Source organism: Streptomyces sp. F001 (assembly GCF_004187715.1).
Classification (GTDB): domain Bacteria; phylum Actinomycetota; class Actinomycetes; order Streptomycetales; family Streptomycetaceae; genus Streptomyces; species Streptomyces flavusporus.
In genome coordinates, this window is sequence record NZ_QZWF01000001.1 from 539,857 (window position 1) to 564,031 (window position 24,175).

General features: G+C 71.4%; 25 protein-coding genes, 2 pseudogenes and 1 riboswitch. Of the genes and pseudogenes, 14 read left to right on the top strand and 13 right to left on the bottom strand.

Annotation, left to right across the window (positions count from 1 at the left end):
* The first annotated feature begins 40 nt into the window (after positions 1 to 40).
* Entirely contained in the window at positions 41 to 766 is a 726-nt protein-coding gene (locus StrepF001_RS02415; protein WP_129796613.1) for a lysophospholipid acyltransferase family protein, read from the top strand.
* A 58-nt stretch (positions 767 to 824) separates the two neighbouring features.
* Complete coding sequence (locus StrepF001_RS02420) at positions 825 to 1,853, top strand: NAD-dependent epimerase/dehydratase family protein (RefSeq protein WP_129796614.1); 1,029 nt, start codon at positions 825 to 827, stop codon at positions 1,851 to 1,853.
* A 53-nt stretch (positions 1,854 to 1,906) separates the two neighbouring features.
* Here the strand turns inward: StrepF001_RS02420 and StrepF001_RS02425 are convergent.
* From StrepF001_RS02425 to StrepF001_RS02460, 8 genes and pseudogenes are all read right to left on the bottom strand, one after another.
* Positions 1,907 to 3,507: pseudogene (locus tag StrepF001_RS02425) on the bottom strand (alpha/beta hydrolase).
* A gap of 130 nt (positions 3,508 to 3,637) precedes the next feature.
* A complete protein-coding gene (locus StrepF001_RS02430) occupies positions 3,638 to 4,405 on the bottom strand; it encodes an urease accessory protein UreD (protein ID WP_129796615.1) in 768 nt (255 codons plus the stop codon).
* Positions 4,393 to 5,070, bottom strand: coding sequence for an urease accessory protein UreG (gene ureG, locus StrepF001_RS02435; protein ID WP_129796616.1), 678 nt, complete (start codon positions 5,068 to 5,070; stop codon positions 4,393 to 4,395). Before ureG ends, StrepF001_RS02430 begins: the two co-directional genes overlap by 13 nt.
* A 141-nt stretch (positions 5,071 to 5,211) precedes the next feature.
* Positions 5,212 to 5,883 (bottom strand): annotated as a pseudogene (locus StrepF001_RS02440) (urease accessory UreF family protein).
* On the bottom strand, positions 5,883 to 7,604 hold the full coding sequence (locus StrepF001_RS02445; protein ID WP_129796617.1) for an urease subunit alpha: 1,722 nt from the start codon (positions 7,602 to 7,604) through the stop codon (positions 5,883 to 5,885). The pseudogene StrepF001_RS02440 and the gene StrepF001_RS02445 overlap by 1 nt, the downstream one beginning before the upstream one ends.
* Positions 7,597 to 7,908: an urease subunit beta gene (locus StrepF001_RS02450; protein ID WP_129796618.1), complete on the bottom strand. Its 312-nt coding sequence runs from the start codon at positions 7,906 to 7,908 to the stop codon at positions 7,597 to 7,599. Before StrepF001_RS02450 ends, StrepF001_RS02445 begins: the two co-directional genes overlap by 8 nt.
* Positions 7,909 to 7,919: 11 nt before the next feature.
* Positions 7,920 to 8,222, bottom strand: a complete 303-nt coding sequence (locus tag StrepF001_RS02455; protein WP_129796619.1) for an urease subunit gamma — start codon at positions 8,220 to 8,222, stop codon at positions 7,920 to 7,922.
* Positions 8,223 to 8,352: 130 nt separating this feature from the next.
* Positions 8,353 to 8,982, bottom strand: a complete 630-nt coding sequence (locus StrepF001_RS02460) for a TetR/AcrR family transcriptional regulator (protein ID WP_129796620.1) — start codon at positions 8,980 to 8,982, stop codon at positions 8,353 to 8,355.
* Between the two features lie 136 nt (positions 8,983 to 9,118).
* On the opposite strand from StrepF001_RS02460, the gene StrepF001_RS02465 reads away from it, so the two are divergent.
* A complete protein-coding gene (locus tag StrepF001_RS02465) occupies positions 9,119 to 10,156 on the top strand; it encodes an ABC transporter permease (RefSeq protein ID WP_129796621.1) in 1,038 nt (345 codons plus the stop codon).
* A 142-nt stretch (positions 10,157 to 10,298) separates the two neighbouring features.
* Here StrepF001_RS02465 and StrepF001_RS02470 read toward each other — a convergent pair whose 3' ends face one another.
* The gene (locus tag StrepF001_RS02470; RefSeq protein ID WP_129796622.1) at positions 10,299 to 10,577 is read right to left on the bottom strand and encodes a type II toxin-antitoxin system Phd/YefM family antitoxin; all 279 of its coding nucleotides are present in this window, start codon (positions 10,575 to 10,577) and stop codon (positions 10,299 to 10,301) included.
* A gap of 89 nt (positions 10,578 to 10,666) precedes the next feature.
* Here StrepF001_RS02470 and StrepF001_RS02475 point away from each other — a divergent pair, with 89 nt between their 5' ends.
* The 3 genes from StrepF001_RS02475 (at position 10,667) to StrepF001_RS02485 (ending at position 12,636) form a co-directional block, all read left to right on the top strand.
* Entirely contained in the window at positions 10,667 to 11,302 is a 636-nt protein-coding gene (locus tag StrepF001_RS02475) for an ATP-dependent Clp protease proteolytic subunit (protein WP_129796623.1), read from the top strand.
* Positions 11,303 to 11,309: 7 nt separating this feature from the next.
* Positions 11,310 to 11,618, top strand: a complete 309-nt coding sequence (locus StrepF001_RS02480) for a hypothetical protein (RefSeq protein ID WP_129796624.1) — start codon at positions 11,310 to 11,312, stop codon at positions 11,616 to 11,618.
* A 338-nt stretch (positions 11,619 to 11,956) separates the two neighbouring features.
* Positions 11,957 to 12,159: riboswitch (cyclic di-AMP (ydaO/yuaA leader) on the top strand.
* 3 nt (positions 12,160 to 12,162) lie between these two features.
* Positions 12,163 to 12,636: a C40 family peptidase gene (locus tag StrepF001_RS02485; protein WP_129796625.1), complete on the top strand. Its 474-nt coding sequence runs from the start codon at positions 12,163 to 12,165 to the stop codon at positions 12,634 to 12,636.
* 159 nt (positions 12,637 to 12,795) lie between these two features.
* On the opposite strand, the gene StrepF001_RS02490 is transcribed toward StrepF001_RS02485, so the two are convergent.
* Positions 12,796 to 13,254, bottom strand: a complete 459-nt coding sequence (locus tag StrepF001_RS02490; protein ID WP_129796626.1) for an ATP-binding protein — start codon at positions 13,252 to 13,254, stop codon at positions 12,796 to 12,798.
* Positions 13,255 to 13,466: 212 nt separating this feature from the next.
* Between StrepF001_RS02490 and StrepF001_RS02495 the strand changes: the two genes are divergently transcribed.
* Complete coding sequence (locus StrepF001_RS02495; protein WP_129796627.1) at positions 13,467 to 14,324, top strand: helix-turn-helix transcriptional regulator; 858 nt, start codon at positions 13,467 to 13,469, stop codon at positions 14,322 to 14,324.
* Positions 14,325 to 14,333: 9 nt separating this feature from the next.
* Entirely contained in the window at positions 14,334 to 14,585 is a 252-nt protein-coding gene (locus tag StrepF001_RS02500; RefSeq protein ID WP_129796628.1) for a DUF397 domain-containing protein, read from the top strand.
* A 68-nt stretch (positions 14,586 to 14,653) separates the two neighbouring features.
* Here StrepF001_RS02500 and StrepF001_RS02505 read toward each other — a convergent pair whose 3' ends face one another.
* A complete protein-coding gene (locus StrepF001_RS02505) occupies positions 14,654 to 15,781 on the bottom strand; it encodes an 8-amino-7-oxononanoate synthase (RefSeq protein WP_129796629.1) in 1,128 nt (375 codons plus the stop codon).
* Between the two features lie 147 nt (positions 15,782 to 15,928).
* Here StrepF001_RS02505 and bioB point away from each other — a divergent pair, with 147 nt between their 5' ends.
* The 4 genes from bioB (at position 15,929) to StrepF001_RS02525 (ending at position 19,868) form a co-directional block, all read left to right on the top strand.
* Positions 15,929 to 17,062: a biotin synthase BioB gene (gene bioB / locus StrepF001_RS02510; RefSeq protein WP_129796630.1), complete on the top strand. Its 1,134-nt coding sequence runs from the start codon at positions 15,929 to 15,931 to the stop codon at positions 17,060 to 17,062.
* The gene (locus StrepF001_RS02515) at positions 17,055 to 18,335 is read left to right on the top strand and encodes an adenosylmethionine--8-amino-7-oxononanoate transaminase (protein WP_129796631.1); all 1,281 of its coding nucleotides are present in this window, start codon (positions 17,055 to 17,057) and stop codon (positions 18,333 to 18,335) included. The genes bioB and StrepF001_RS02515 overlap by 8 nt, the downstream gene beginning before the upstream one ends.
* 1 nt (position 18,336) lies before the next feature.
* Complete coding sequence (gene bioD, locus StrepF001_RS02520; protein WP_129796632.1) at positions 18,337 to 19,068, top strand: dethiobiotin synthase; 732 nt, start codon at positions 18,337 to 18,339, stop codon at positions 19,066 to 19,068.
* Positions 19,069 to 19,187: 119 nt separating this feature from the next.
* Complete coding sequence (locus StrepF001_RS02525; protein WP_129796633.1) at positions 19,188 to 19,868, top strand: class I SAM-dependent methyltransferase; 681 nt, start codon at positions 19,188 to 19,190, stop codon at positions 19,866 to 19,868.
* 9 nt (positions 19,869 to 19,877) lie between these two features.
* Here StrepF001_RS02525 and StrepF001_RS02530 read toward each other — a convergent pair whose 3' ends face one another.
* Together StrepF001_RS02530 and StrepF001_RS02535 are read right to left on the bottom strand one after the other, a co-directional pair.
* Positions 19,878 to 20,252 carry a fic family toxin-antitoxin system, toxin component gene (locus StrepF001_RS02530; RefSeq protein ID WP_129796634.1) on the bottom strand — a complete coding sequence of 125 codons (375 nt, stop codon included), beginning with the start codon at positions 20,250 to 20,252 and terminating at the stop codon, positions 19,878 to 19,880.
* Positions 20,253 to 20,256: 4 nt separating this feature from the next.
* Entirely contained in the window at positions 20,257 to 20,571 is a 315-nt protein-coding gene (locus tag StrepF001_RS02535; RefSeq protein WP_129796635.1) for a toxin-antitoxin system HicB family antitoxin, read from the bottom strand.
* Positions 20,572 to 20,781: 210 nt separating this feature from the next.
* On the opposite strand from StrepF001_RS02535, the gene StrepF001_RS02540 reads away from it, so the two are divergent.
* Both StrepF001_RS02540 and StrepF001_RS02545 read left to right on the top strand, forming a co-directional pair.
* On the top strand, positions 20,782 to 21,594 hold the full coding sequence (locus tag StrepF001_RS02540) for an ABC transporter ATP-binding protein (RefSeq protein WP_129796636.1): 813 nt from the start codon (positions 20,782 to 20,784) through the stop codon (positions 21,592 to 21,594).
* A 5-nt stretch (positions 21,595 to 21,599) separates the two neighbouring features.
* Positions 21,600 to 24,164 carry an FtsX family ABC transporter permease gene (locus StrepF001_RS02545; RefSeq protein WP_129796637.1) on the top strand — a complete coding sequence of 855 codons (2,565 nt, stop codon included), beginning with the start codon at positions 21,600 to 21,602 and terminating at the stop codon, positions 24,162 to 24,164.
* Positions 24,165 to 24,175 lie beyond the last annotated feature (11 nt).

The following is a 24,175-nucleotide window of genomic DNA, read 5'->3' on the forward strand; positions in this document are numbered from 1 at the left end:
GCGGCGGTGAGCCGAACCGACGGAGTGAGGAGCCCACCCGTTGTTCTACTACCTGCTCAAATACGTGCTTCTCGGACCGCTGCTCAGACTGGTCTTCCGGCCCCGGATCGAAGGGCTGGAGCACGTGCCCTCGTCGGGTCCGGCCATCGTCGCCGGAAACCACCTGTCGTTCTCGGACCACTTCCTGATGCCGGCGATCCTCAAGCGCCGCATCACCTTCCTCGCCAAGGCCGAGTACTTCACCGGCCCGGGCGTCAAGGGCCGGCTCACCGCCTTCTTCTTCCGCAGCGCCGGGCAGATCCCGGTGGACCGCTCCGGCAAGGACGCGGGCCAGGCGGCGATCCGCGAGGGGCTCGGCGTGCTGCGCAAGGACGAGCTGCTCGGCATCTACCCGGAGGGCACCCGCTCGCACGACGGCCGTCTCTACAAGGGCAAGGTCGGTGTCGCGGTGATGGCCCTCAAGGCCGGTGTCCCGGTGATTCCCTGCGCGATGATCGGCACCTTCGAGGCCCAGCCGCCGGGCAAGGTCGTCCCGCGCATCCATCCCGTCGTGATCCGTTTCGGCGAGCCCCTCGACTTCTCCCGCTACGCCGGCATGGAGAACGAGAAGGCGATCCTGCGCGCCGTCACCGACGAGATCATGTATGCGATCCTGTCGCTGTCCGGGCAGGAGTACGTCGACCGGTACGCGGCCGTGGTCAAGGCGGAGGAGGCCGCGGCCCGGGCGGAACGGGAGCGCAGGTTCCCGCGGATGCCGCTCGGCTGAGCTCTGCTGTGGGCAAAGTTCCCATGTCTGTCGGGCCGTTCCGTCCTAGGGTCGCCTCATGAAACGTGCTGTGGTGATCGGAGCGACGGGCCAGATCGGGCGTCCGGCCGTGCGGGCGCTCGCGCAGGACGGCTGGGCGGTGACGGCCGCGTCGCGGGGCGGCGGCCGGGACGTGTCGTGGCCCGACGAGGTGCGGACCGTGCGGCTGGACCGGGAGGACGACGCGGCACTGGCCGCGGTGATCGGCGAGAACTGCGACCTGGTGGTCGACATCGTCGCCTACGGGGCCCGGCACGCACGGCAGTTGACCGCCATGGCGGGGCGGGTCGGCTCGGCGGTGGTGATCTCCAGTGTCTCGGTGTACGAGGACGGCAAGGGCCGGAACTTCGACACACAGACCGAACCGGACGGCTTCCCCGAGTACCCGGTGCCGCTGCCGGAGACCCAGCGCACGGTGCCGCCCGGCGACACGTCGTACAGCACCCGCAAGGCGGCACTGGAGCGTGAACTGCTCGCAGCCGACGAGCAGTTGCCCACCACCCTGCTGCGCGCCGGCGCGGTGCACGGACCGCACTGCCGCACCCCCCGCGAGCTGTACTTCGTCAAGCGCAACCTGGACGGCCGCCGACGACGTGTTCTCGCCTACGGCGGCGAGAGCCGCTTCCACCCGGTGAGCGTGCACACCCTCGCCGAACTCATCCGCCTCGCCGCGGCACGACCCGCCTCCCGGGTGCTCAACGCCTGCGACGACGAGGCACCGACCGTCGCGGACATCGCCGCGGCGATCGACACCGTGATGGGCACGGAGACCGAGACGGTCCTGGTCGACGGTCCCCCGCCGGCTCCGACCGTGGGTGACAGCCCGTGGTCGGTCCCGGTCCCGGTGGTGTGCGACATGTCGGCGGCACAGCGGGAGTTGGGGTACCGCCCGGTGGTGCGGTACGCCGAGACGCTCCCGGAAACGGTCGAGTCGATCGAACGCCAATTGTCCGGGCGGGACTGGCGGGAGGCGTACCCGAAGATGGTGCAGGCGTACGGCGATCTCTTCGACTACGCGGCCGAGGACGCCTGGCTCGACCGGGCGTAGCGAAGGGGCGGCCGGCTGACCGCCGGCCGCCCCTCACCTGCTACGACTGCTGCTCACGGCTTGGGCGTGGCGTGCGGTGCGCAGGTCACGTCCTTCGTGTCCAGCCTGCCGGTGAGGAGGTAAGCGTCCACCCGGTCGTTGATGCACGGATTGACCAGGCCGGTGACGCCGTGGGAGCCCGCGTCCTTCTCCGTGATCAGGCGGGAGCCCTTGAAGCGCTGGTGCAGTTCGAGGGCGCCGCCGTACGGGGTGGCCGCGTCACGCTCGGCCTGCACGATCAGCACGGGCGGCAGGCCCTTGCCGGTCTTCACGTCCAGCGGGGTGTTCTGCCGGGCGAGCCAGGTGGCGCAAGGCAGGTTCATCCACGCGTTGGACCAGGTGAGGAAGGGATGGTCACGGTGCAGGCGGGTGTTGTCCCGGTCCCACTTCTTCCAGCTGGTCGGCCACTTGGCGTCGGCGCACTCGACCGCCGTGTAGACGGCGTTGCCGTTCTCTGAGGCGGCGTTGCCGACGGTGTCCGACAGGTCGGGGGCGGCCGCTTCGACGAGGGCCTGGGTGTCACCGGCGACGTACTTGCTGAACACCGTGGCGACCTGCACCCACGCGGAGTCGTAGTACGGGGCGCTCTGGAAGAAGCCGATCAGCTCGGCCGGGCCGACGACCCCGCCGATGGGGTCCTTCTTGGCGGTGGCACGCAGTTCGAGCCACTGCGCCTGGACCTCGGCACGGGTGTCGCCGAGGTGGAAGGTGGCGTCGTTCTTCGCGACCCAGTCCTGCCAGTCCTGCCAGCGCATCTCGAAGGCGACGTCCTGGTCCAGGTTGGCCTGGTACCAGATCTTCTCGCGGGACGGGTTGACGACGCTGTCGACGACCATGCGGCGCACGTGCCCGGGGAAGAGGGTGCCGTAGACCGCACCGAGGTACGTCCCGTAGGAGACGCCGAGGAAGTTGAGCTTCCGCTCGCCGAGCGCGGCGCGGATGACGTCCAGGTCGCGCGCGGTGTTGGGCGTCGTCATGTGCGGCAGCATCGCGCCGCTGCGCTCCTGGCAGCCCTCGGCGTACTCGCGGGCCAGCTTGCGCTGGGCGAGCTTGTCGGCCTCCGAGTCGGGCACCGGGTCCAGCTTGGGTGCCTTGACGAACTCCTGTGGGTCGACGCAGGAGATGGGCGCCGACTTGCCGACGCCGCGCGGGTCGAAGCCCACGAAGTCGTATGCCTTGGCCGTCTTCGCCCACAGGGGGCTGTTCGTGGTCACCCGGCGCGGGAAGCGCAGGCCGGAGCCTCCGGGTCCGCCCGGGTTGTAGACGAGGGCGCCCTGGCGCTCCTCCTCCGTGCCCGTGTTGCCGACCCGGTCGACGGCGATCCTGATCTGCTTGCCGTACGGCTTGGCGTAGTCGAGCGGCACCGTGACCCAGCCGCACTGGATGGGCTTCTCCAGCCCCCAGTCGGGCGGGCAGTCCTGCCAGTTCACCCGGTCTGCGCGGCGCGGGCGGCGGCGATCGCGACGCCCTTGGCCTCGGGGTCCTGACCGTGACGGCTTTCGGCGCTCGCACTGGCCGTGGGCGCGGCGACGGCACCGGCTATCAGGGTCGCCGCGACGAGCACTCCGGCCGAACCGAGCGCCGCCGTCCGCCTCTTCGGTCTCTTGTCCCTCAAGTGGGGCCTCCCGTACGCAATTTGGATGAGTACGGGTGATCCTGTCCGCTGTGAGGTTGCCGAGAACAGAGGCGACTGCGGTTCTTTGCCAATCCGATAACCGGAGAACGGCGTCCCGCTGAACGGAGAACTACTCCAGGGAGGCCAACGCCTCGTCCAGCAGCCGGCGCAGCCGCAGCGCGTCCGGCGCGACGGCGGTCACCAGTGCGGCCGGCCCGGCGAGGGGTACGACCGCTGCCCCGTCGCCCAGCACCCGGGCCGGCACCGGCTGCTGCTCGAACTCCGGCCGGGCGACGACGAGTTGCCCGACGGCGCGGTGGCCCCCGAGTCCGGCGGGACCGTCCCAGCCGCCCGGTGCGCCCGGCCCGCAGGCCAGCTCCTGGTCGAGGACGATCCGCCCGGCGATCCGCAGGGAGAGACGACTGGTGAGCCGCCCGGGTTCCTCACCCGCCCGCCCGAGCACTTGTTCCTCACGCAGGACCAGCGAAGCGGCCGACCCGAGTTCGACGCGGGTGCGCACATACAGGTTGCTGCCGCGCGCGGAAATCAACTGCTCGGGCAGCCAGTGCAGTTCGCCGCCGTCCGCCACGCTGAGCCGCACGTCGTACCGGGCCTCGCCCTTGGCCTGTCCGGGCAGCGTGATGGTGGCGGCGGCCGACCCGACCCGCAGCCGGGCCCCGTCCGCGACGTCGGCCTCCACGGTGAAGTGGTCACCGCCGAGCGGCCCGCTCATCGCGCCGACGAGCATGACGTACGCTTCCGGGCCACTCCCCCGCGTACGCCGCAGCGCCAGCGGCCCCTCGCCGGCCAGCACGGGCAGGGCCGTACCGCCGCGGCCGTCCTCGCGGGCGCTGATTCTCGCGGTGGCCCGCACACCGGTCACGGTCACGCCTTCCATGAGGCGAGCTGCGCCCGCACCCAGCCGGCGACATCCCCCACCCCGGCCTCAGTCCTCAGCGACTGGAAGACGACCGGCAGTTCGGCCCGCTGCGCCTTGGCGTCCGCCGCCATCCGCCCGAGGTCGGAGCCGACGTAGGGCGCGAGGTCGGTCTTGTTGACAACGAGCAGGTCGGCCGTGGTCACCCCGGGTCCGCCCTTGCGCGGAATGTCGTCACCGCCGGCCACGTCGATCACGAAGATCTGCGCATCGACGAGCCCTTTGGAGAAGGTGGCGGTGAGATTGTCCCCACCGGACTCGACAAGGATCAGATCCAGCGGCCCGACCTCGTCCTCCAGGTCCTCGACCGCTTCGAGGTTGGCGGAGATGTCGTCGCGGATCGCGGTGTGCGGGCAGGCGCCCGTCTCCACGGCGGTGATCCGCTCGGGCGGCAACACGGCCTCGCGCAGCAGGAACTCGGCGTCCTCGCGCGTGTAGATGTCATTGGTGACGACGGCGAGCGACAACTCGTCCCGCAGGACACGGCAGAGCGCGGCGACAGTGGCGGTCTTCCCGGAACCCACAGGTCCACCGAGACCGACACGGAGAGCGCGGCGCGACCCGTCGGGGCGGCGGGCATCGGCGCTGACGGCGGTCGGGCCGTCGTGGGAGTGGTCGAGGTGCATAAGGGCGGCTCCAGTTTTCAGCGCAGGTCAGCATCATCCGGCCCGTCCGGCGTTTGAGGACAAGGCCGTTCAGGCCGATACGGGGGTCTGGGGCGGAGCCCCCAGGGAAGGGACGGGCAGGGGCGGCGGGGGCGAAAACCCCTACGACGCGAACAGCCGCACAGCCCAAGCCGCATGCACCTCCGCCCCGATCTCCAACAGCGGAGCCGACCCGCAGGCAGCGCATCGACCCCGTCGTCGACCACCTCCCGAGCCGCCTCCACCGCCCGGTCCACGACCCGGTCCAGCTCCGGCGCCAGCCGAGCCAGCACCCCCGTGGCGTCGAACGGATCGAGACTCAGCAACCGCACCGTCGCCGAAGCGGGCCCACTCACACTCTCGTACGCCGCACAGTACGCCGCATCGACCGCCCCCAGCCCCGCCGCCCGCGCCGCCAGCCCCAGCACCACCGGCTGATGCCCCCTTGGGAAACTCCGCTGCGAGGGCGTCGAGTTCGCCCGACGGCCAGGTCGCCCGCGCGGCCCGCATCAGCTGCCGCCCCAGCTTCCGCGCAGCGACACGCAACGCCGGAGACGGTGTACGGGCGTCCGCGGCAGCGTCCAGCGACACCGGATCGACGCCCACCGCGGCAGCCGCCGACAACGCCGCCGACACCAGCCCCGCCGTGTGCAACCGCCCCCGGCAGAAGTCCTCCAGGCTCGCGGCGCCCGTGATCCGCCCGGCCTTCACCGCGGCCTCGGCCCCACCGGAGTGCGCGTGCCCTCCAGCGGGGAAACGGCCGTCGGCCAGGACGAGTAGCGCTGCCCTGGACATCAGAAGAGGAAGTACCGCTGAGCCATGGGCAGTTCGGCGGCCGGAGCGGCCTCGACCAGCTCCCCGTCGATGTGCACGGCGAAGCTGTCGGGGTCGACACGCACCTCGGGCCGCGCATCGTTTTCGCACATGTCGGCCTTGGTCACCCCGCGGGTGGACTCGATGGCCACGAACCGCTTCCCGAGCCCGAGCCGGTCGGGCAGCCCGTCCTCGAGGGCGAGCGGCGCCACGAAGTTGAACGAGTTGGAGGCCGGTGCCCGTCCGATCGCCCCGTACATGGGCCGCGGCAGGATCGGCTGTGGCGTCGGGATGGAGGCGCTGGCGTCGCCCATCTGCGCGTACGCGATCTGCCCGCCCTTGATGACGAGGTGCGGCTTGACCCCGAAGAACGCGGGCTCCCACAGCACGAGGTCGGCGAGCTTGCCGCTCTCCACCGAGCCGACCTCGCGGGCGAGGCCCTGCGCGAGCGCGGGGTTGATCGTGTACTTGGCGACATAGCGACGTACGCGATGGTTGTCCGCGCGGCCGTCACCCGGCAGGGCGCCCCGCCGCCGCTTCATCACATGCGCCGTCTGCCAGGTCCGCAGGATCACCTCGCCGACCCGGCCCATGGCCTGGGAGTCGGAGGAGATGATCGAGATGGCGCCCAGGTCGTGCAGGATGTCCTCGGCGCCGATGGTCGACGGCCGGATGCGGGACTCGGCGAAGGCGAGGTCCTCCGGCACCGCCGGGTTCAGGTGGTGGCACACCATCAGCATGTCGAGGTGTTCCTCGGCGGTGTTGACGGTGTAGGGCCGCGTGGGGTTCGTCGAGCTCGGCAGCACATGCGGCTCGGAGACGACCGTCATGATGTCCGGTGCGTGCCCGCCGCCCGCGCCCTCCGTGTGGTACGCGTGAATCCCCCGGCCGGCGATCGCGGCGAGGGTGTCGCCGACGAATCCGGCCTCGTTGAGGGTGTCGGTGTGGATGGCGACCTGGATGCCGGTCTGCTCTGCGACGGTCAGCGAGGCGTCGATGACGGCGGGGGTGGAGCCCCAGTCCTCGTGCAGCTTCAGGCCCAGCGCGCCGCCCCGGATCTGGGACAGCATCGCCTCGTGCGAGACGGTGTTGCCCTTGCCGAGGAAGCCGATGTTGAGCGGGTACTGCTCCATCGCCTCCAGCATGCGGGCGAGGTGCCACGGGCCGGGTGTCACGGTCGTCGCCTTGGAGCCCTCGGCCGGTCCGGTGCCGCCGCCGACGAGGGTGGTGATGCCCGCGGACAGCGCCTCGTCGGCGATCTGCGGGCAGATGAAGTGGACGTGCGCATCGATGGCACCGGCGGTGAGGATCCGTCCGTTGCCCGCGATGACCTCGGTCTCCGGGCCGATCACCAGGTCCGGGTGCACCCCGTCCATGGTGTCGGGGTTGCCCGCCTTGCCGATGCCGGTGATCCGGCCGTCGCGGATGCCGACGTCGGCCTTGACGATCCCCCAGTGGTCGATGATCACGACGCCTGTGATCACCGTGTCGGGGGTGCCCTCCGCGCGCGTGGCACGCGACTGGCCCATGGACTCCCGGATGACCTTGCCGCCGCCGAACACCGCCTCGTCACCGGCGAGTCCTGGCCCACCGGAGCGGTCCTCCTCGATCTCGACGACCAGGTCGGTGTCGGCGAGCCGGATGCGGTCGCCCGTGGTCGGGCCGAACAGGTCGGCGTACGCGGCACGCGAGATCTCAGGCATCGAGGGCACCTCCGGTCTCCCCGCGCAGCCCGGCCACCACGCGGGCGCCGGTGAGCGGTACGAGTTCCACCTCGACGGGGATCCCGGGCTCGAAGCGCACCGCGGTGCCGGCGGCGACGTTGAGCCGCTTGCCGCGTGCGGCGGCGCGGTCGAACTCCAGGCCGGGGTTGGCCTCGGCGAAGTGGTAGTGGGAGCCGACCTGTACGGGCCGATCGGCGGTGTTGAGGACGGTGAGCCGGGTGACCTCGCGGCCCTCGTTGTAGACGATCGGGCCCTCGCCGAACAGGATCTCTCCGGGAATCATCGAGATCCCTCTCAGACGATCGGGTCGTGGACGGTGACGAGCTTGGTGCCGTCCGGGAAGGTGGCCTCGACCTGGACGTCGTGGATCATCTCGGGGATGCCGTCCATGACGTCGTCGCGGGTGAGCAGCTTGCGGCCGGAGGACATCAGCTCGGCGACGGTACGGCCGTCCCGCGCGCCTTCGAGGATGTGCGCCGTGATGACGGCCACGGCCTCGGGGTGGTTGAGCCTGAGGCCGCGGGCCCGACGCTTCTCGGCGACGTCGGCCGCCACGTGGATGAGCAGCCTCTCCTGCTCGTGCGGGGTCAGTTGCACGTCCCACCTCACCTCCTCGCTCCGGGCCGTGCGGGGCCCGGTTGCCGCGGCCACGGGGCAAAGTCCCTGGTGGCGTGGAGGGGCAGGCTAGTTGGACCGCATTTCGAGCAAGTTAACCGAGCTGTGATCCTCAGGCTTTCGGCTCGGCGTCCGTCATGCTCATCAACCCGCGCAGCCCGTCCCGCAGGATCTCCACCGGGGCGGGCCCGAACAGCGCCTGCTGGGCGATGAAGCCGAGGACGGCGGCAACCATCATGCGGGCCACATGGTCCGGCGGGATGTCCGAGCGCATCCTCCCGGTCTCCTGGTAGACCTCCACGATCCGGCCCCAGGCCGCGCGCACGTTCCCGTATCCCTCGCGCAGGACGGCCGCGAGTTCCTCGTTGCGCGGGATCTCCGACCACACCTGGACGACCAGGCGTGGGAAGGCGGGGAGGCCGTCGAGGGTGAGGTTCGCGCGCAGGCCGAGGGTCCGGCTGAGGACGAGGGCCACGAGGTGGTCGGGCGGCGGGGGCGGGCTCTGGTCGGCCGCCGCCTCGAAGGCCGCGTGGACCTCGCCCAGCACCTCCGAGAGGATCGCGGCGATCAGCTCCTCCTTTCCGCTGAAGTAGCGGTAGACCGCCCCGGCCGACAGGTCGGCCTCCTTCAGCACATCCTGCATCGAGGTGGCGTGGAAGCCGTTACGGGCGAAGCAGAGCGCAGCGGCGTCGAGGATCTGCCGGCGGCGGGCGTCGAGATGGGCCTGGGATACGCGTGCCATGGTCCCCAAACTAAAACGAACGTTCCTTCTTGACAAGTGACACCAAACAGTCGCACGGTGGCGACACACCAAAAACGAACGATCCTTCTTTTTAACGGGTCGCCCAGACCCCGGAACAGAGCCCAGAGGAGACCTCATGTCCACCGCTCCCGCTCCCTCCACCAGGGCCCCCGCCCGGCGCGTGATCGCGGTCCTCGTCCTCGTCCCGGTCCTCACGGCACTCGCCCTGTGGGCCTTCGCCTGGCCCGCCGCCCGCACCGCGCCCCGCGACCTGCCGCTCGGGGTGGCCGGACCGGCCGCCGCGACCGCACAGGTGGAGAAGCAGCTCCAGCAGCACGACGGCGCCTTCGAGATCCACCGCTACGACGACGAGGCCGCCGCCCGGGACGCGATCGAGGACCGGAGCGTGTACGGCGCCGTGGTCGTCACACCCCAGGGCCCCGAACTGCTGACCGCCTCGGCCGCGAGCCCGGTCGTCGCCCAGCTGTTGCAGCAGGCGGTGGCGCAGCAGGCCGCTACCAGGGGCGCCCAGGTGCGGACGGTGGACGTCGTCGCCGCGCCCGCGAAGGACCCGCGCGGGGCGGCCCTCAACGCGAGCGCGCTGCCGCTGGCCCTGGCCGGCATCGTCGCGGGCGCGGTGGTGACCCTGCTCGGCCTGCGGGGGATCCGTGCCGCGCTGGCCCTGGTCGGCTCTGCCGCCCTGGTGGGCCTGGTCGCGGCGGCGCTCGCACACAGCTGGCTCGGGGTGCTCACCGGTGACTGGTGGGCGGAGGCCGCGACGCTCGGTCTGTCCACGCTGGCGGTGAGCGCGGCCGTGACCGGGGCCGCAGCGCTGATCGGACCGGCGGGCACAGGCCTGATGGCGTTCGTCGTGATGTTCCTGGGCAACCCCTTCTCGGGGGCGGCGTCGGCGCCGCAGATGCTGCCCGAGCCGGTCGGCGTGATCGGCCAGTGGCTGCCGCCCGGCGCCGGGACGACGCTGCTGCGCTCGGTGTCGTTCTTCGACGGCGCGGCGGTGACCGGTCCGGCCCTGACCCTCACCTGGTGGGCCGCGCTGGGCCTCGGGGCGGTGCTGCTGGGCAACGCGACGGAGGCGCGCGCCAGGAGCGCCGAGCCGGCGGCCGATCGGGAGCCCGCGCTCGCCGGCCGACCCGCCGACCGGACGACCGGCTGAACAACCGACTGACCAGTCGACCGTCGGACCGACCGTGCACCTCCGCTGCAGCGGACCGGGGTGCACGGTCCTTTTCGTGCCTCGGGGCGCGAGCCAGCCCCGAGGAGGAGCGAGGCGGCCCCCAGGAGGGGTTCGGCCCCGGTTACGAGGGGTCCGCCCCCCGGTGCTCCGCCGCGATCCCGAACCGCTGCCGTTCGCGGGGAGCGGAGCCGACCTCGCGGACCGCGGAGACCGAGCTGATCACCTGCTCGTCGGCCGGGGCGTCGAGCGCATCGAGTCGTTCCAGGTCGGCGGCGGAGACGAGGGCGACGAGGGGCTTGCCGTGCCGTGTGACGACGACGCGCTCACCGCCGTACACCACCCGGTTGATCAGGTCGGCGAGCTCAGCCCTGGCTTGCGTCACCGGAATCTCATAGGCCATGCCCCCATTCTAACGTCACGTACATCCTGTACATTTTTTACAGACGGCTCCGCCGGAGCCGGTTTTCCACCGCGAGGAGGGGGTTCGCCATGACCCGACCGTCCGCCCGTCACGTCCTGCCCGAGTTCACCGAACGTACGAGCTATGGGCACAAGACGATGGATCCGTACTCGAAGCTGCTGGAGGAACGGATCGTCTTCCTCGGGACGCCGATCGACGACACGTCGGCGAACGACGTGATGGCGCAGTTCATGCACCTCGAGTACCAGGCCCCGGACCGGGACATCTCGCTGTACATCAACTCCCCCGGCGGCTCGTTCAGCGCCATGTCGGCCCTGTACGACACGATGCGCTACGTCGGCTGCGACGTGGAGACGATCTGCCTCGGACAGGCCGAATCGTCCGCCGCGGTCCTGCTGGCCGCCGGCACCCCGGGCAAGCGATACGCGCTGCCCGGCGCCCGGGTGGTACTCCGTCAGCCGGCCCTGCCCGAGCCGATCGAGGGACAGGCCGGCGATCTCGCCATTCAGGCAGAGGAGTTGACCCGCGTCCGAGCCCGCCTGGAGGAGATGCTCGTACGGCACACGGGGCGGACTCCGGAGCAGGTCGGCGCGGACATCGAGCGGGACAAGATCCTCACCGCCCAGGAGGCGGTGGAGTACGGCCTGATCGACCGGATCATCCCCAGCCGCAAGGCCTCGCGCACCGCCCCCGGCGCACGGTGAGCCGCGGATGCTGCCGCCGGAACTCCCGCCGCTGCCCGCCCTGACCCGCGCCGAGGGCGAGGTGATCGACCGTTACCTGGACGTGGTGGACCTGCTCGGCCGGATCAATCCGGCCCACGAGGGGGACACCTACCGTGGACTGCGCGCCGCCCAGGCGCTGGTGCGCAAGGCCGTCGAACTGCGCGACGCACTCGCACTGATGCACCAGCGGGGCGAGAGCGAGCTGCACGCCCCGACACTCGCGCGGGCGCTGCGCGTCCTGGACGGTGAACGCCGCACGGCGCGGGTCATCGTTCCACCGCGCTCCGACAGTTGACGCACCGCCAGTCGGCCCGGCTCGTCAACCCTCACGGCACCGTGTCCGGGCCGGAGTTGAAACGGACCAAAAGGCGTACCCCCGCCCGGAGTATCCGAGCATACTTTTTTGGAGCCGCTGCACTTGCGCAACAGACATACCTCCGGGGCGGAATAGAGCATTCCAGTGCTGGTCCGGGAGTTCGCGGCGCCCTTGACAGCCGCTCGAACAGCAGGCTGTCCACCCGAACGGGTGAGTGGTGAGTAACAACACAAACCCCCGGTTCCGTTGGGATTTTCGGACATTCGTGAGTCAAGATCCGTGACTGACGACAAGACCCCGTCGCAGCGGCGGGGCGATCCGGGCGGACGCCGAGTCCTGCCGCCGCCCGGATGACGGGTCGACAGGAGTGGATCGGCAGGAGTGGAGGACCCAGGTACGACGGATTGCCGGAGCGCATGTTCCGAGCAGCCCTTGGGGTGAAGCCGCGATGACGCGGCCGGGCCACTTCGCCAGCCCGAATCCGACAGGTCATCCTTCACAGGCGGCTGACGAAGGGTTGCGCATGACAGCGCTCAATCGTGTCCCGTCGCTCATGGCCCGGGCCGGCACGGCCTCGGCCCTCACTCTGGCCGCGGTGGGCGGCTCCGTCGTGGTTCCGGGTGTCGCCTCCGAGGCCGCTGCCGCCTCGCCGGCGCACAAGGCGCTGCAGATCGCGGCGTCGAAGAAGGGCTCCCCGTACGCGTGGGGCGCCACCGGGCCGCGCAGGTTCGACTGCTCCGGGCTCACGCTGTACTCGTACAAGAAAGCCGGCAAGAAGCTGCCTCGTACGGCCGCCCAGCAGTACAACAAGACCCACCACATCTCGGCCAAGAACCGCAAGGCCGGCGACCTCGTGTTCTTCCACTCGGGGTCCAGCGTCTACCACGTCGGTATCTACGCCGGAAAGGGGAAGATCTGGCACGCCCCGAAGACCGGGGACGTGGTCAGGCTGCAGAAGATCTGGACGAGGAGCGTCTGGTACGGCCGGGTCTCCTGACCCCTGGGGCGCGGTGGCGGCAACGCCCTGACGCACCGCCACCGCCCCGCCCGTGCGCCCCGGCCCGCCCTGCACCTGGAGCAGGGCCGGGAGCCGCCCGCGCCGTCCATGACGCCCTCCGGGCACGGGCGGCGCGCTGCGCTGTCCGGTGGACGCGTCCTACGGCTCCTGCGGCCCCGCCGCCGGCACCGGCCGCGAGGGGACGGCCCACGGCAGTTCGATGGAGACCGTCTTGCCGCCCTCGCGGGTGGGACGCACCCGCAACCGGCCCCCGCACTCGCTGGTCAGCCAGCGGATGATGACCATGCCGCGGCCGTTGTCCTGCTGGACGGCGGCCGGCAGCCGCTTGGGGAAGCGCGGGTGGCTGTCGGTCACGCCGATGCGCAGCTGTTCGTCGCGGTCGAGTTCGATGTCCACCGTGAAGGTGGGTGACTGGCCGAAGGTGTGCTGTACGGCGTTGGTGGTGAGTTCGGAGACGATGAGCCGGATGGTGTCAGCCACCTCGCTGTCCGGCGCCAGGCCCCACTCCACGAGGGTGCTGACCACATAGCCGCGAGCCGCGGAGACCGAGGCTGGATCGCTCGGCAGAGTGACGGATGCTTCCAGATGGTCTGCCATGGCGAGGTCGTCCCTTTCCCACGGGACCGCAGTCCGACACGGAGCGGATGGTTCGAGTACGGTCCCGGACTGGTGCTTCGTCGCCAGACTGCCACTACCGCGCCGGTCACGGTGGCGATCCACCTAGATATGCATATATCTGTCGCTCGAAGCGGTGAACTCTGCGACGGCAGACCGTATTTGGGCGGCTCAGAAGGAGTAAGGAGTTGCCCATGCAGCACGGTCCCGCAGTGCGCCGTCGGAAACTGGGTGCCGAATTGCGCACGCTGCGCGGCCGCGCCGGCCTCACGAGTGGCGAGGCGGCCCGGCTCGTGGGCTGGCACCAGTCGAAGGTGAGCCGGATCGAGACCGGCGCGAGCGGGGTGAAACCGGCCGATGTGCGGTTACTCCTGGATGCCTACCGGGTGACGGACTCCCAACTCCGCGAAGTGCTCCTGACGTTGGCGGACTCGGGCGGCCACGGCCGGGACCACTGGTGGCACGCCTACCGCGGGGTGCTGCCGCCCACCTACCGGGACTTCATCAGCCTGGAGTCCCAGGCGAGCGCGATGCGCACACTGGAGACCTCCGTCGTTCCCGGGCTGCTCCAGACGCCCGAGTACGCGCGTGCGGTGACCCGGGCCGCGGTGGAGGGACTGGACGAGGACCGGCTCGACGCCCTGGTGGAGGTACGCCTGGCCCGGCAGGACGTGCTGCGTTCGCAGCCGCCCCTGGTGCTGAGCGCCGTACTGGACGAGGCGGTGCTGCGCCGCGAGGTCGGCGGACCGGATGTCATGGCCCGGCAGCTGACGCGGCTGGTGGAGGCGGCCCGGCTGCCCCAGGTGCGACTCCAGGTGTTGCCGTTCGCGGCCGGAGCCCACATCGGCATCACCGGGCCTTTCGTTGTCTTCTCATTTCCGAGCACTTCTGATCTGGATGTGGTTGTTCTCGACCACTTGACGAGTAGCCTCTATCTCGAACGGAAAGAAGACGTAGAGGCCTACACCGAGGCCTTCAACGTCCTTCAGTTCCATGCCCTTTCGCCCGAGGACTCGTTGGACTACATCGCCGGGATAGGTGACGGCGCGTAAGGAGGCACCATGACCGCACTGCCTCGGAACGTACCTTCCAGCACTCGACTGCTCGGTGTGCACTGGCTGCGCAGCAGCTACAGCACCGGGGCGAACAACTGTGTGGAGACGGCCCGGCCGGACCACGGCCAAGGCGCCGGACTGCTCGCCGTGCGCGACTCCAAGGACCCGGCCGGACCCGCGCTGCTCTTCTCTCCCGAGAGCTGGGCGGGATTCACGGCCTCGTTCCGGTGCGGCGCACCGACCCCTGACCACCCCTGACCAGCGCCACTTCCTGATCGGATCTGATCAGGTCCGCATCGCGTGATGCACGGCCGTGGTACGCCGACTCATGGTCGCGTTTCGCCGATCACCCGTACAGCGCGTTCGATCTGGTCCCCGGAGAGGTCCGCGCGGGCCGTCAGCCGCAGCCGGGAGATGCCGTCGGGCACGGAAGGAGGCCTGAAGCAGCCCACGGCGAGCCCCGCGGCGCGGCAGTCGGCCGCCCAGCGCACGGCCCCCTCCGGGGACGGCGCGCGCACGGAGACGACCGCGGCGTCCGGGCGTACCGCCTCCAGACCCAGGCCCGTCAGCCGGGCGTGCAGTTCGCCCGCCACCGCGCGCGCCCGCGCCGCCCGCTCGGGTTCGCGGCGCAGCAGTCTCAGTGCCGCCAGGGCCGCGCCCGTGGCCGCGGGGGCGAGGCCGGTGTCGAAGATGAAAGTCCTGGCCGCGTTGACCAGGTGGTCGATCACCCGGGCGGGGCCGAGCACGGCGCCGCCCTGACTGCCGAGCGACTTGGACAGCGTCACCGTCACGACGACATCGTCGGCGCCCACGAGCCCGGCCGCGTACGGGGCGCCCCGGCCGCCCTCACCGAGCACACCGAGGCCGTGGGCGTCGTCGACGACCAGTCCGGCGCCGTGCGCGCGGCACGCCTCGGCCAGTGCGGCGAGCGGTGCGGCGTCGCCGTCGACCGAGAAGACCGTGTCGGACACGGCGACGGCCGGCCCCTCGTGCGTCTGCAGCGCCTTGCGCACCGCGTCCGGATCGGCGTGCGCGACGACCTGTGTCGTGCCGCGGGCCAGCCGGCAGCCGTCGATCAGCGAGGCATGGTTGCCGGCGTCGGAGACGATCAGGGAGCCGTGCGGTGCGAGTGCGGTGACCGCGGCGAGGTTGGCCGCGTACCCGGAGGAGAAGACCAGGGCCGCCTCGAAGCCGCAGAAGTCGGCCAGCTCGCGTTCGAGTTCGCCGTGCAGCGCGGTGGTGCCGGTGACGAGCCGGGAGCCGGTGGCGCCGCCGCCCCAGGTGCGCGCTGCCCGCGCGGCGCCCTCGGTGACCTCGGGGTGGCGGGCCAGCCCCAGGTAGTCGTTGCTCGCCAGGTCCAGCAGCGGCGTGTCGGCGGAGCGGGGGCGCAGGGTCCGTACGAGTCCGGCGCGGCGGCGCAGCTCCGCCTGCTCGTCGATCCAGCCGAACGCCATGAGCCCTCCGGGACTTTTGTAGGTAATGCACAGACCCTAGCGGGACGCAACGCAGCTCAGTGTGTGGCAATACCCACACGACGAACTGCCAGAGCTGTGCGAACTCTCCTTGGCCGGAGGTGGTGCCTTAGGACAGGATCGGCTCTCATGGACCTGCTGAACACGCTCGTGGACAAGGGGCTTCGGCGCGAGCTGCCGACCCGTGAGGAAGCACTGGCCGTCCTCGCCACTTCCGACGACGACCTGCTCGATGTGGTGGCCGCGGCCGGCAAGGTGCGCCGGCACTGGTTCGGCCGACGGGTGAAACTCAACTATCTCGTCAACCTCAAGTCGGGCCTGTGCCCAGAGGACTGCTCCTACTGCTCCCAGCGGCTCGGATCGAAGGCCGGCATCCTCAAGTACACCTGGCTCAAGCCCGACGAGGCCTCGCAGGCCGCGGCCGCGGGGCTCGCCGGGGGTGCCAAGCGAGTCTGTCTGGTGGCCAGCGGACGGGGCCCGACCGACCGTGACGTCGACCGGGTCTCCGAGACCATCAAGGCGATCAAGGACCAGAACGAGGACGTCGAGGTGTGCGCCTGCCTCGGTCTGCTCTCCGACGGCCAGGCCGAGCGGCTGCGCGCGGCCGGCGCGGACGCGTACAACCACAACCTCAACACCTCCGAGGGAACGTACGCGGACATCACGACGACGCACACGTACGCCGACCGGGTGGACACGGTCCAGAAGGCGCACGCGGCCGGGCTGTCGGCCTGTTCCGGTCTCATCGCCGGAATGGGCGAGAGCGACGCGGACCTCGTCGACGTGGTGTTCTCGCTGCGCGAGCTGGACCCGGACTCGGTGCCGGTCAACTTCCTGATCCCGTTCGAGGGCACTCCGCTCGCCAAGGAGTGGCACCTCACCCCGCAACGGTGCCTGCGCATCCTGGCGATGGTCCGGTTCGTCTGCCCGGACGTCGAGGTGCGCATCGCCGGTGGCCGCGAGGTGCACCTGCGCACCATGCAGCCGCTGGCCCTGCATCTGGCCAACTCCGTCTTCCTCGGCGACTACCTCACCAGCGAGGGCCAGGCCGGCAAGGCCGACCTGGAGATGATCGCGGATGCCGGGTTCGAGGTGGAGGGCACGGACGAGGTGACGCTGCCGGAGCACCGGGCGACCGGCAGCTGCGCCTCGACTTGCGGCTCGGCGTCGGTGCCGGCGGCCGAGCCGGCCCCCGAGGCGCGCACCGACCTGGTGGCCGTGCGCCGCAGAGGAGCCGGAACGGACCTCGCGCCCAATGCCTGAGCTGACCGTGCCCGAGCTGCTGGACCTCGACCGGCGGCACGTCTGGCATCCGTACGGGCCGATGCCGGGCCGGCAGGAACCGCTCGTCGTCGAGGCGGCGAGCGGGGTGCGGCTGAGGTTGGCGGACGGCTCGGGTGAGCTGGTCGACGGCATGTCGTCCTGGTGGTCGGCGATCCACGGCTACCGCCACCCGGTGCTCGACGAGGCCGCGCGTGAACAGCTCGGCCGGATGAGCCATGTGATGTTCGGCGGGCTCACGCACGAGCCCGCCGTACGCCTGGCAAAGCTCCTTGTCGACATGTCACCCGACGGTCTGGAACATGTCTTCCTCGCCGACTCCGGCTCGGTGTCGGTCGAGGTCGCCGTCAAAATGTGTCTGCAGTACTGGCGTTCACTCGGCCGGCCGCACAAGCAGCGCCTGCTGACCTGGCGCGGCGGCTACCACGGCGACACCTGGCAGCCGATGTCGGTGTGCGACCCCGAGGGCGGGATGCACGAGCTGTGGACCGGGGTGCTGCCCCGTCAGGTGTTCGCGGACGCGCCCCCGACGGAGTACGAGGAGTCGTACGCCGACCATCTGCGCGCGATGATCGAACGGCACGCCGACGAACTGGCCGCGGTGATCGTCGAACCGGTGGTGCAGGGCGCGGGCGGAATGCGTTTCCACTCCCCCGCGTATCTGCGGGTGCTGCGCGAGGCGTGCGACGCGCATGACGTGCTGCTGGTGTTCGACGAGATCGCGACCGGGTTCGGACGTACGGGCACGCTGTTCGCGGCGGAGCACGCGGCTCTCGCGCCGGACGTGATGTGTGTGGGCAAGGCGCTGACCGGCGGCTACCTGACGATGGCGGCGACGCTGTGCTCCTCGCGGGTGGCCGACGGCATCTCGCGGGGTGCGGTGCCGGTGCTCGCGCACGGGCCGACGTTCATGGGCAATCCGCTGGCCGCGGCCGTGGCCTGCGCCTCCATCGAGCTGCTGCTCGGCCAGGACTGGGCGGCGGAGGTCAAGCGGATCGAGACGGGGCTGTGGGAGGGACTGGCTCCGGCCGCGGACCTTCCGGGTGTGCGGGACGTCCGGGTCCTCGGCGCCATCGGCGTCGTCCAGCTCGACCACGCGATCGACATGGCCGCGGCGACGAGGGCGGCGGTGCGTGAGGGCGTGTGGCTGCGACCGTTCCGCGATCTGGTGTACACGATGCCGCCGTACGTCACGAACGACGCGGACGTGGCGCGGATCGGGCGCGCGGTGTGCGCCGCGGCGCGGGAGGGATGACATGCCGGTTCTGGTGATCACGGGTACGGGCACGGAGGTCGGCAAGACGGTCACGACGGCCGCGGTCGCCGCCGCCGCACGGGCGGCCGGGCGTTCGGTGGCCGTGCTCAAGGCCGCGCAGACGGGCGTACGGCCGGACGAGCGCGGCGACGCCGACGAGGTCGCGCGGCTCGCCGGTGCCGTCACGGCGGCCGAACTCGCCCGGTATCCCGAGCCGTTGGCGCCGGGCACCGCCGCGCGGCGGGCCGGGCGGGCGCCGGTGCACCCGCAGGAGATCGCCGAAGCGGCGGCCAAGCTGGCCACCGAGCACGATCTGGTGCTGGTCGAGGGCGCCGGCGGGCTGCTCGTACGGTTCGACGCGGCGGGCGGGACCCTCGCCGACGCGGCCGGGCTGCTCGCCGCGCCGGTGCTGGTCGTGGTGTCCGCGGGGCTGGGCACGCTGAACACCACCGAGCTGACGGCACGTGAAGTACGGTCCCGGCGGCTCGACCTGACCGGGGTCGTCATCGGCAGCTGGCCCGGCGAGCCCGACCTCGCCGCCCGGTGCAACCTCGCGGACCTGCCGGAGGTGGCCGGGGCCCCGCTCCTGGGCGCCGTGCCCGCCGGGGCCGGGGCGCTGGCTCCGGCGGCCTTCCGCGCGGCGGCACCGGACTGGCTCGCGCCGCGGCTGGACGGGACATGGGACGCGGAGGCGTTCCGGGTGCGTCAGGCGCCACCGACGTTTCGGTGGTGAGCGCTGCCAGGTGTATCGGCCGGACAGGCCCTGACCGGGACAGCGGTGTCTGCACCGTGGAGTGAGGGGCCGTACGGGTGGACAATCGCCGTACGTTCCGTCCTGCGAGGGAGGTCCTCATGCCGCTACGGTCCGCCGGCGCCCGCAGGGTGGCGCGGGATCCTGTGTACCACCCGTTGTTCGCCCGCTACTACGCCCGCGTCAGCGTGGCCGCCGAGAGCCGGCTGGGCATGGCCGGGGTGCGCGACCGGCTGCTCGCCGGGCTGTCCGGACGCGTGCTCGAGGTCGGCGCGGGCAACGGACTGAACTTCGCGCACTATCCCCGTACGGTCCCGGAGGTCGTGGCGATCGAACCCGAGCGCAGTCTGCGGCAGTTGGCGGTGGAGGCCGCGCTGCGCGCCCAGATGCCCGTCGACGTGGTGCCGGGGGCGGCGGAGGCGCTGCCGGTCAAGAGCGAGGCCTTCGACGCGGTGGTGCTGTCGCTGGTGCTGTGCAGCGTGCGGGATGTGCCGCGCGCCCTGGGCGAGGTGCGCAGGGTGCTGCGGCCCGGCGGTCAGGTGCGGTTCTTCGAGCACGGGCGGGGCGGCGGCCGGGCGATGACGTTCACCCAGCGTGCGCTGGACCGCACGGTGTGGCCGCCGTTGAACGGCGGCTGCCATCTGTCCCGGGATCCGGTCGCCGCGCTCAGGGACGCCGGGTTCGCACTGGGCCCGTACCGGCGGATGCTGATGCCGGAGAAGGGGCCCGTACTGCCCACCTCGTTCTGTGTGCTGGGCACCGCGTGGCGCCCCGAGGAGTAGGGCTGGGCGTCACAGGCTCCACTGCTGCAGTTCGCGCGCGATGTCGTGCACCGACGCCTCACCGCTTTTCACCAGCCGGGCCAGGTCACGCACCTGCACGGGCGAGGTGACGACCTTGACGCCGCTGGCGACCAGGTAGGCGTACGCGACCGCGGAGGCGAACAGGGCGTTGGAGCGCTCCAGCGCGGGGACATGGATCAGCAGTTGGAGCAGGGCCGCAGCGCGCGCGTGCGGGGTGTCGTAGACGGGGACGTCGAAGATCTCGGCCTGGTGGCGCGCGACCGCGGCGACGAGAGCTCCCCAGTCGGTGACCTGGGGATCTCCCGGCGTCTTCTGTTCGGCGAGCATCAGGAGCCAGGCAAGGTCGATGGTGAGGTCGCTCAACGGATCAGTGGCGACCTTCGCTCGTGCGGCCTTGACCGTCCTCCCCGACGCTCGACTTCTCCCCCACGCTCGGCTTCGCTCGCGCGGGGGAACCCCCATGAGCAGGGGCACCCCCGTCGAACTCCTCGGCGAAGACGGACTCGTACTGCTTCATGAAGTCGGCGGCGGCCTCCACGAAGGTGTGGCCGACCTCTCCGGTGTCCTGCCGCACGAGCTCTTCGATGTAGCGGTTGACGCTCATGCCGCGCGCAAGGGCGCGTTCGCGGGCCGCGCGGGCGGTGCCCTCGTCGACGCGGACGTTCAACTGGGTCTTGGCCATACCTCGAAGCTAGCGCCGGAACGCTAGCAGCGGCAAGGGCATCGCACGAGGGGCAGTGAGTGCCCCTTACAACCACATCCGGGGCCCGACCTGGGAGGGAGACCATCCACAACCTCGGCGGGATACCGTTTGTGGTGCGTATCACATCGCCCTCGGCACAGGCCCGGAACTCGTGACGCCCACGAGCGAGGCGCGATCAAGGAGGCAGCCTTGTCCACACCTGCTGCGGAGCACGCCCCGGGGCTCGCACCGGCCGACGGGGTCGCGGCCCGCGCCCGCGGTCTCACCAAGGCATACGGCTCGGGCGAGACGACGGTGCTCGCCCTCGACTCGGTGGACGTGGACGTCGCGCGCCGCCGCTTCACCGCCGTCATGGGCCCGTCGGGCTCCGGGAAGTCCACGCTGATGCACTGTCTGGCCGGGCTCGACACCGTCTCGGCCGGACAGGTGTGGCTCGGCGACACCGAGATCACGGGGCTGAAGGAGCGCGAGCTGACCAGGCTGCGGCGGGACCGGATCGGGTTCATGTTCCAGTCGTTCAACCTCATCCCGACGCTGAACGCGCTCGAGAACATCACCCTGCCCATGGACATCGCGGGCCAGAAGCCCGACCGGGAGTGGCTGGACCAGGTCATCGACACGCTCGGCCTGCGGGACCGGCTCGGGCACCGGCCCTCGCAGCTGTCCGGCGGCCAGCAGCAGCGCGTCGCCTGCGCCCGCGCACTGGCCTCCCGCCCCGAGCTGATCTTCGCGGACGAGCCGACCGGCAACCTCGACTCGCGGGCCGGCCTGGAGGTCCTCGGCTTCCTGCGCGGGGCCGTCGACGACCTCGGGCAGACCGTCGTCATGGTCACCCACGACCCTGGCGCCGCCGCCCACTCCGACCTGGCGCTCTTCCTCGGCGACGGGCGGATCGTCGACGAGCTGGAGCAGCCGACGGCCCAGGCCGTGCTGGAGCGTATGAAGCGGTTCGACGTGATCCGCCGCCGGACCGACGACGCCACCCCCCTCCAGAGGGACTGAAACCCGTGCTCAGGGCAACACTCCGGAGTTTCGTCGCCCACAAGGGGCGACTGCTGCTCTCGGCGCTGGCCGTACTGCTGTCCGTGGCGTTCGTCACAGGCAGTCTGATCTTCTCGGACACTGTCAGCCGCACCTTCAACCGGCTCTTCGCGTCGACCGCGGCGAACGTCACCGTGACCCCCAAGGAGACCCTCGACGAGGTGGTGCCGTCCGGTGCGACGGCCACGCTGCCCGCCGCGCTCGCCGACCGGGTCGCCCGGGTCGACGGCGTGGCCGCCGCCCGCGCGGAGGCCGAGGCCACGAACATCACGGTCGTCAACGCCGACAACGAATCGGTCGGCCCGACGACCGGCGCCCCCACGATCGGCACCAACTGGAACCCGAGCGACCGCAGCCCCGTCGAGCTGACCTCCGGCCACGCCCCGCACGGGCCCGCCGAGGCGCTGATCGACTCCGAGACCGCCGACCGCAGGAACGTACGGATCGGAGACGTCGTGACGGTGATCGCCGCACCCGGCTCCTTCCGGGTCGAGGTCGTCGGCATCGTCACGTTCACGACCACCAATCCCGGTGCCGCACTGGTGTTCGTCGACACGCCGACCGCCCAGACGAAGCTGCTGGGCGTCGAGGGAGCCGCCACGAGCATCACCGTGGACGCGGCGGACGGCGTGAGCGACACCACGCTCAAGCAGCGCGTCGCGGCCGCCCTCGGCGCCGACCGCTACAGCTTCCGGACCGCCGACGAACAGGCCGAGTCGGACGTCGAACAGCTCGGCGGCTTCCTCGACGTCATCAAGTACGTGATGCTCGGCTTCGCCGGGGTCGCCGTCCTCGTGGGCGTGTTCCTGATCGTCAACACCTTCTCGATGCTGATCGCGCAGCGCACCCGCGAGCTGGGGCTGCTGCGCGCGCTGGGCGCCGACCGGCGCCAGGTGCGCCGGTCGGTGCTCACCGAGGCGCTGCTGCTCGGCCTGGTCGGCTCCACGCTGGGTCTGGCCGCCGGCATCGGGCTCGCCGCCGGCCTCATCGAGCTGATGGGCCTGCTCGGCATGAACATCAAGTCCACCGAGATGGTCATCGGCTGGGGGACACCCCTCGCGGCGTACGTCGTCGGTGTCGGCGTCACCTTCGTCGCCGCGTACCTCCCGGCCCGGCGTGCGGCGGGCGTCTCGCCGATGGCGGCGCTCTCCGACGCCGAGGTCGCCGCGGTGGGCCGGCCGCTCAAGGTGCGTGCGGTGGTGGGCGCGGTCGTGGGAGCGGCGGGCGCGGCGGCACTGGCGGGCTGCGTGGGGTCGTCCGAGACGGGAGCGGCGGCATCCCTGCTGGGCCTCGGGGTGCTCCTGACCCTCATCGCCACCGTGGTCGCGGGACCTCTCCTGGTCCGGCCGGTGATCCGGGTGCTGGGCGGGGCCTTCCCGGCGCTGTTCGGTTCCATCGGCCGGATGAGCCAGCGCAACGCCCTGCGCAACCCCCGCCGTACCGGCGCCACGGCGGCGGCGCTCATGGTGGGCCTCGCGCTGGTCGGCGGGCTGTCGGTGGCGAGCGCCTCGATCACGAAGTCGTTCGACCGGCAGATCGACCGGACGCTCGGCGCCGACTTCGTGATCCAGAACAACTTCGTGCCCTTCCCGCCGGAGGTCACCGCCCATGTGCGCGGCACCGAGGGCGTGGGGCTCGTGGTGCGCTCGCGGTTCACGCCGATCGCGGTCCTCCTGCCCGACGGCGCCCGCGTCGAGACGACCGCTGCCGGCTACGACCGGCGGCTCGACGAGGTCGCCAACATCACCTACGCCGGGGGCGACAGCGCCGCCGCGCTGGCCGCCAGGCACCTTGCGATGGACCTGGACTTCGCGCGGGAGCACGGCGTACGGCTCGGCAGCACGGTTCCCGTCGAGTTCCAGGGCGGCCGCACGGCCGAGCTGACCGTCGGCGCCCTCACCGACCAGGAGTCCGCCGAGGGCTTCGGGCTGCAGGGCGGGATCTACTTCGGCCTCGCCACCCTGGAGCGGTACGTGCCGGGCGGGCAGGACTCCGTGCTGTACGTCAACGCCGCCCCGGGCACGAGCGACGACGACCTGCGCAGGAACCTGGAGCGGACGCTCGACGCGTATCCGCAGCTGCAGGTCCGGGACCTGGCCGACTACAAGCAGCTGGTGCGCGACCAGATCTCCGTGCTGCTCTACCTCGTGTACGCCCTCCTGGGGCTCGCGATCACCATCGCCGTGCTCGGCGTGGTGAACACCCTCACCCTGTCGGTCGTGGAGCGCACCCGGGAGATCGGGCTGCTGCGCGCCATCGGGCTGGCCCGGCGGCAGCTGCGCCGGATGATCCGGCTGGAGTCGGTGGTGATCGCGGTTTTCGGCGCGGTCCTGGGCCTCGGGCTGGGCCTGGTGTGGGGAGTGTGCACCCAGCAGGTGCTGGCGTTGCAGGGCATGACGGCGCTGGCGATCCCGTGGGGCACGATCGTCGCAGTGGTGATCGGCTCGGCGGTGGTAGGCGTCGTGGCGGCGCTGCTGCCTGCCCTGCGGGCCTCGCGGATGAACGTACTGGCGGCGATCGCGCACGAGTGACGCGGAGGTAC

Bases quoted from the DNA above. Each gene is read 5' to 3' on its own strand.
- StrepF001_RS02470 (WP_129796622.1), bottom strand. From the start codon at position 10,577: ATGGCCTATGAGATTCCGGTGACGCAAGCCAGGGCTGAGCTCGCCGAC.
- StrepF001_RS02495 (WP_129796627.1), top strand. From the start codon at position 13,467: ATGCAGCACGGTCCCGCAGTGCGCCGTCGGAAACTGGGTGCCGAATTG.
- StrepF001_RS02480 (WP_129796624.1), top strand. From the start codon at position 11,310: ATGCTGCCGCCGGAACTCCCGCCGCTGCCCGCCCTGACCCGCGCCGAG.
- StrepF001_RS02450 (WP_129796618.1), bottom strand. From the start codon at position 7,908: ATGATTCCCGGAGAGATCCTGTTCGGCGAGGGCCCGATCGTCTACAAC.
- StrepF001_RS02490 (WP_129796626.1), bottom strand. From the start codon at position 13,254: ATGGCAGACCATCTGGAAGCATCCGTCACTCTGCCGAGCGATCCAGCC.
- StrepF001_RS02525 (WP_129796633.1), top strand. From the start codon at position 19,188: ATGCCGCTACGGTCCGCCGGCGCCCGCAGGGTGGCGCGGGATCCTGTG.
- StrepF001_RS02535 (WP_129796635.1), bottom strand. From the start codon at position 20,571: ATGGCCAAGACCCAGTTGAACGTCCGCGTCGACGAGGGCACCGCCCGC.
- StrepF001_RS02420 (WP_129796614.1), top strand. From the start codon at position 825: ATGAAACGTGCTGTGGTGATCGGAGCGACGGGCCAGATCGGGCGTCCG.
- ureG (WP_129796616.1), bottom strand. From the start codon at position 5,070: ATGCACCTCGACCACTCCCACGACGGCCCGACCGCCGTCAGCGCCGAT.
- StrepF001_RS02500 (WP_129796628.1), top strand. From the start codon at position 14,334: ATGACCGCACTGCCTCGGAACGTACCTTCCAGCACTCGACTGCTCGGT.
- StrepF001_RS02465 (WP_129796621.1), top strand. From the start codon at position 9,119: ATGTCCACCGCTCCCGCTCCCTCCACCAGGGCCCCCGCCCGGCGCGTG.
- bioB (WP_129796630.1), top strand. From the start codon at position 15,929: ATGGACCTGCTGAACACGCTCGTGGACAAGGGGCTTCGGCGCGAGCTG.
- StrepF001_RS02445 (WP_129796617.1), bottom strand. From the start codon at position 7,604: ATGCCTGAGATCTCGCGTGCCGCGTACGCCGACCTGTTCGGCCCGACC.
- StrepF001_RS02430 (WP_129796615.1), bottom strand. From the start codon at position 4,405: ATGGAAGGCGTGACCGTGACCGGTGTGCGGGCCACCGCGAGAATCAGC.
- StrepF001_RS02475 (WP_129796623.1), top strand. From the start codon at position 10,667: ATGACCCGACCGTCCGCCCGTCACGTCCTGCCCGAGTTCACCGAACGT.
- StrepF001_RS02460 (WP_129796620.1), bottom strand. From the start codon at position 8,982: ATGGCACGCGTATCCCAGGCCCATCTCGACGCCCGCCGCCGGCAGATC.
- StrepF001_RS02505 (WP_129796629.1), bottom strand. From the start codon at position 15,781: ATGGCGTTCGGCTGGATCGACGAGCAGGCGGAGCTGCGCCGCCGCGCC.
- StrepF001_RS02485 (WP_129796625.1), top strand. From the start codon at position 12,163: ATGACAGCGCTCAATCGTGTCCCGTCGCTCATGGCCCGGGCCGGCACG.
- bioD (WP_129796632.1), top strand. From the start codon at position 18,337: ATGCCGGTTCTGGTGATCACGGGTACGGGCACGGAGGTCGGCAAGACG.
- StrepF001_RS02515 (WP_129796631.1), top strand. From the start codon at position 17,055: ATGCCTGAGCTGACCGTGCCCGAGCTGCTGGACCTCGACCGGCGGCAC.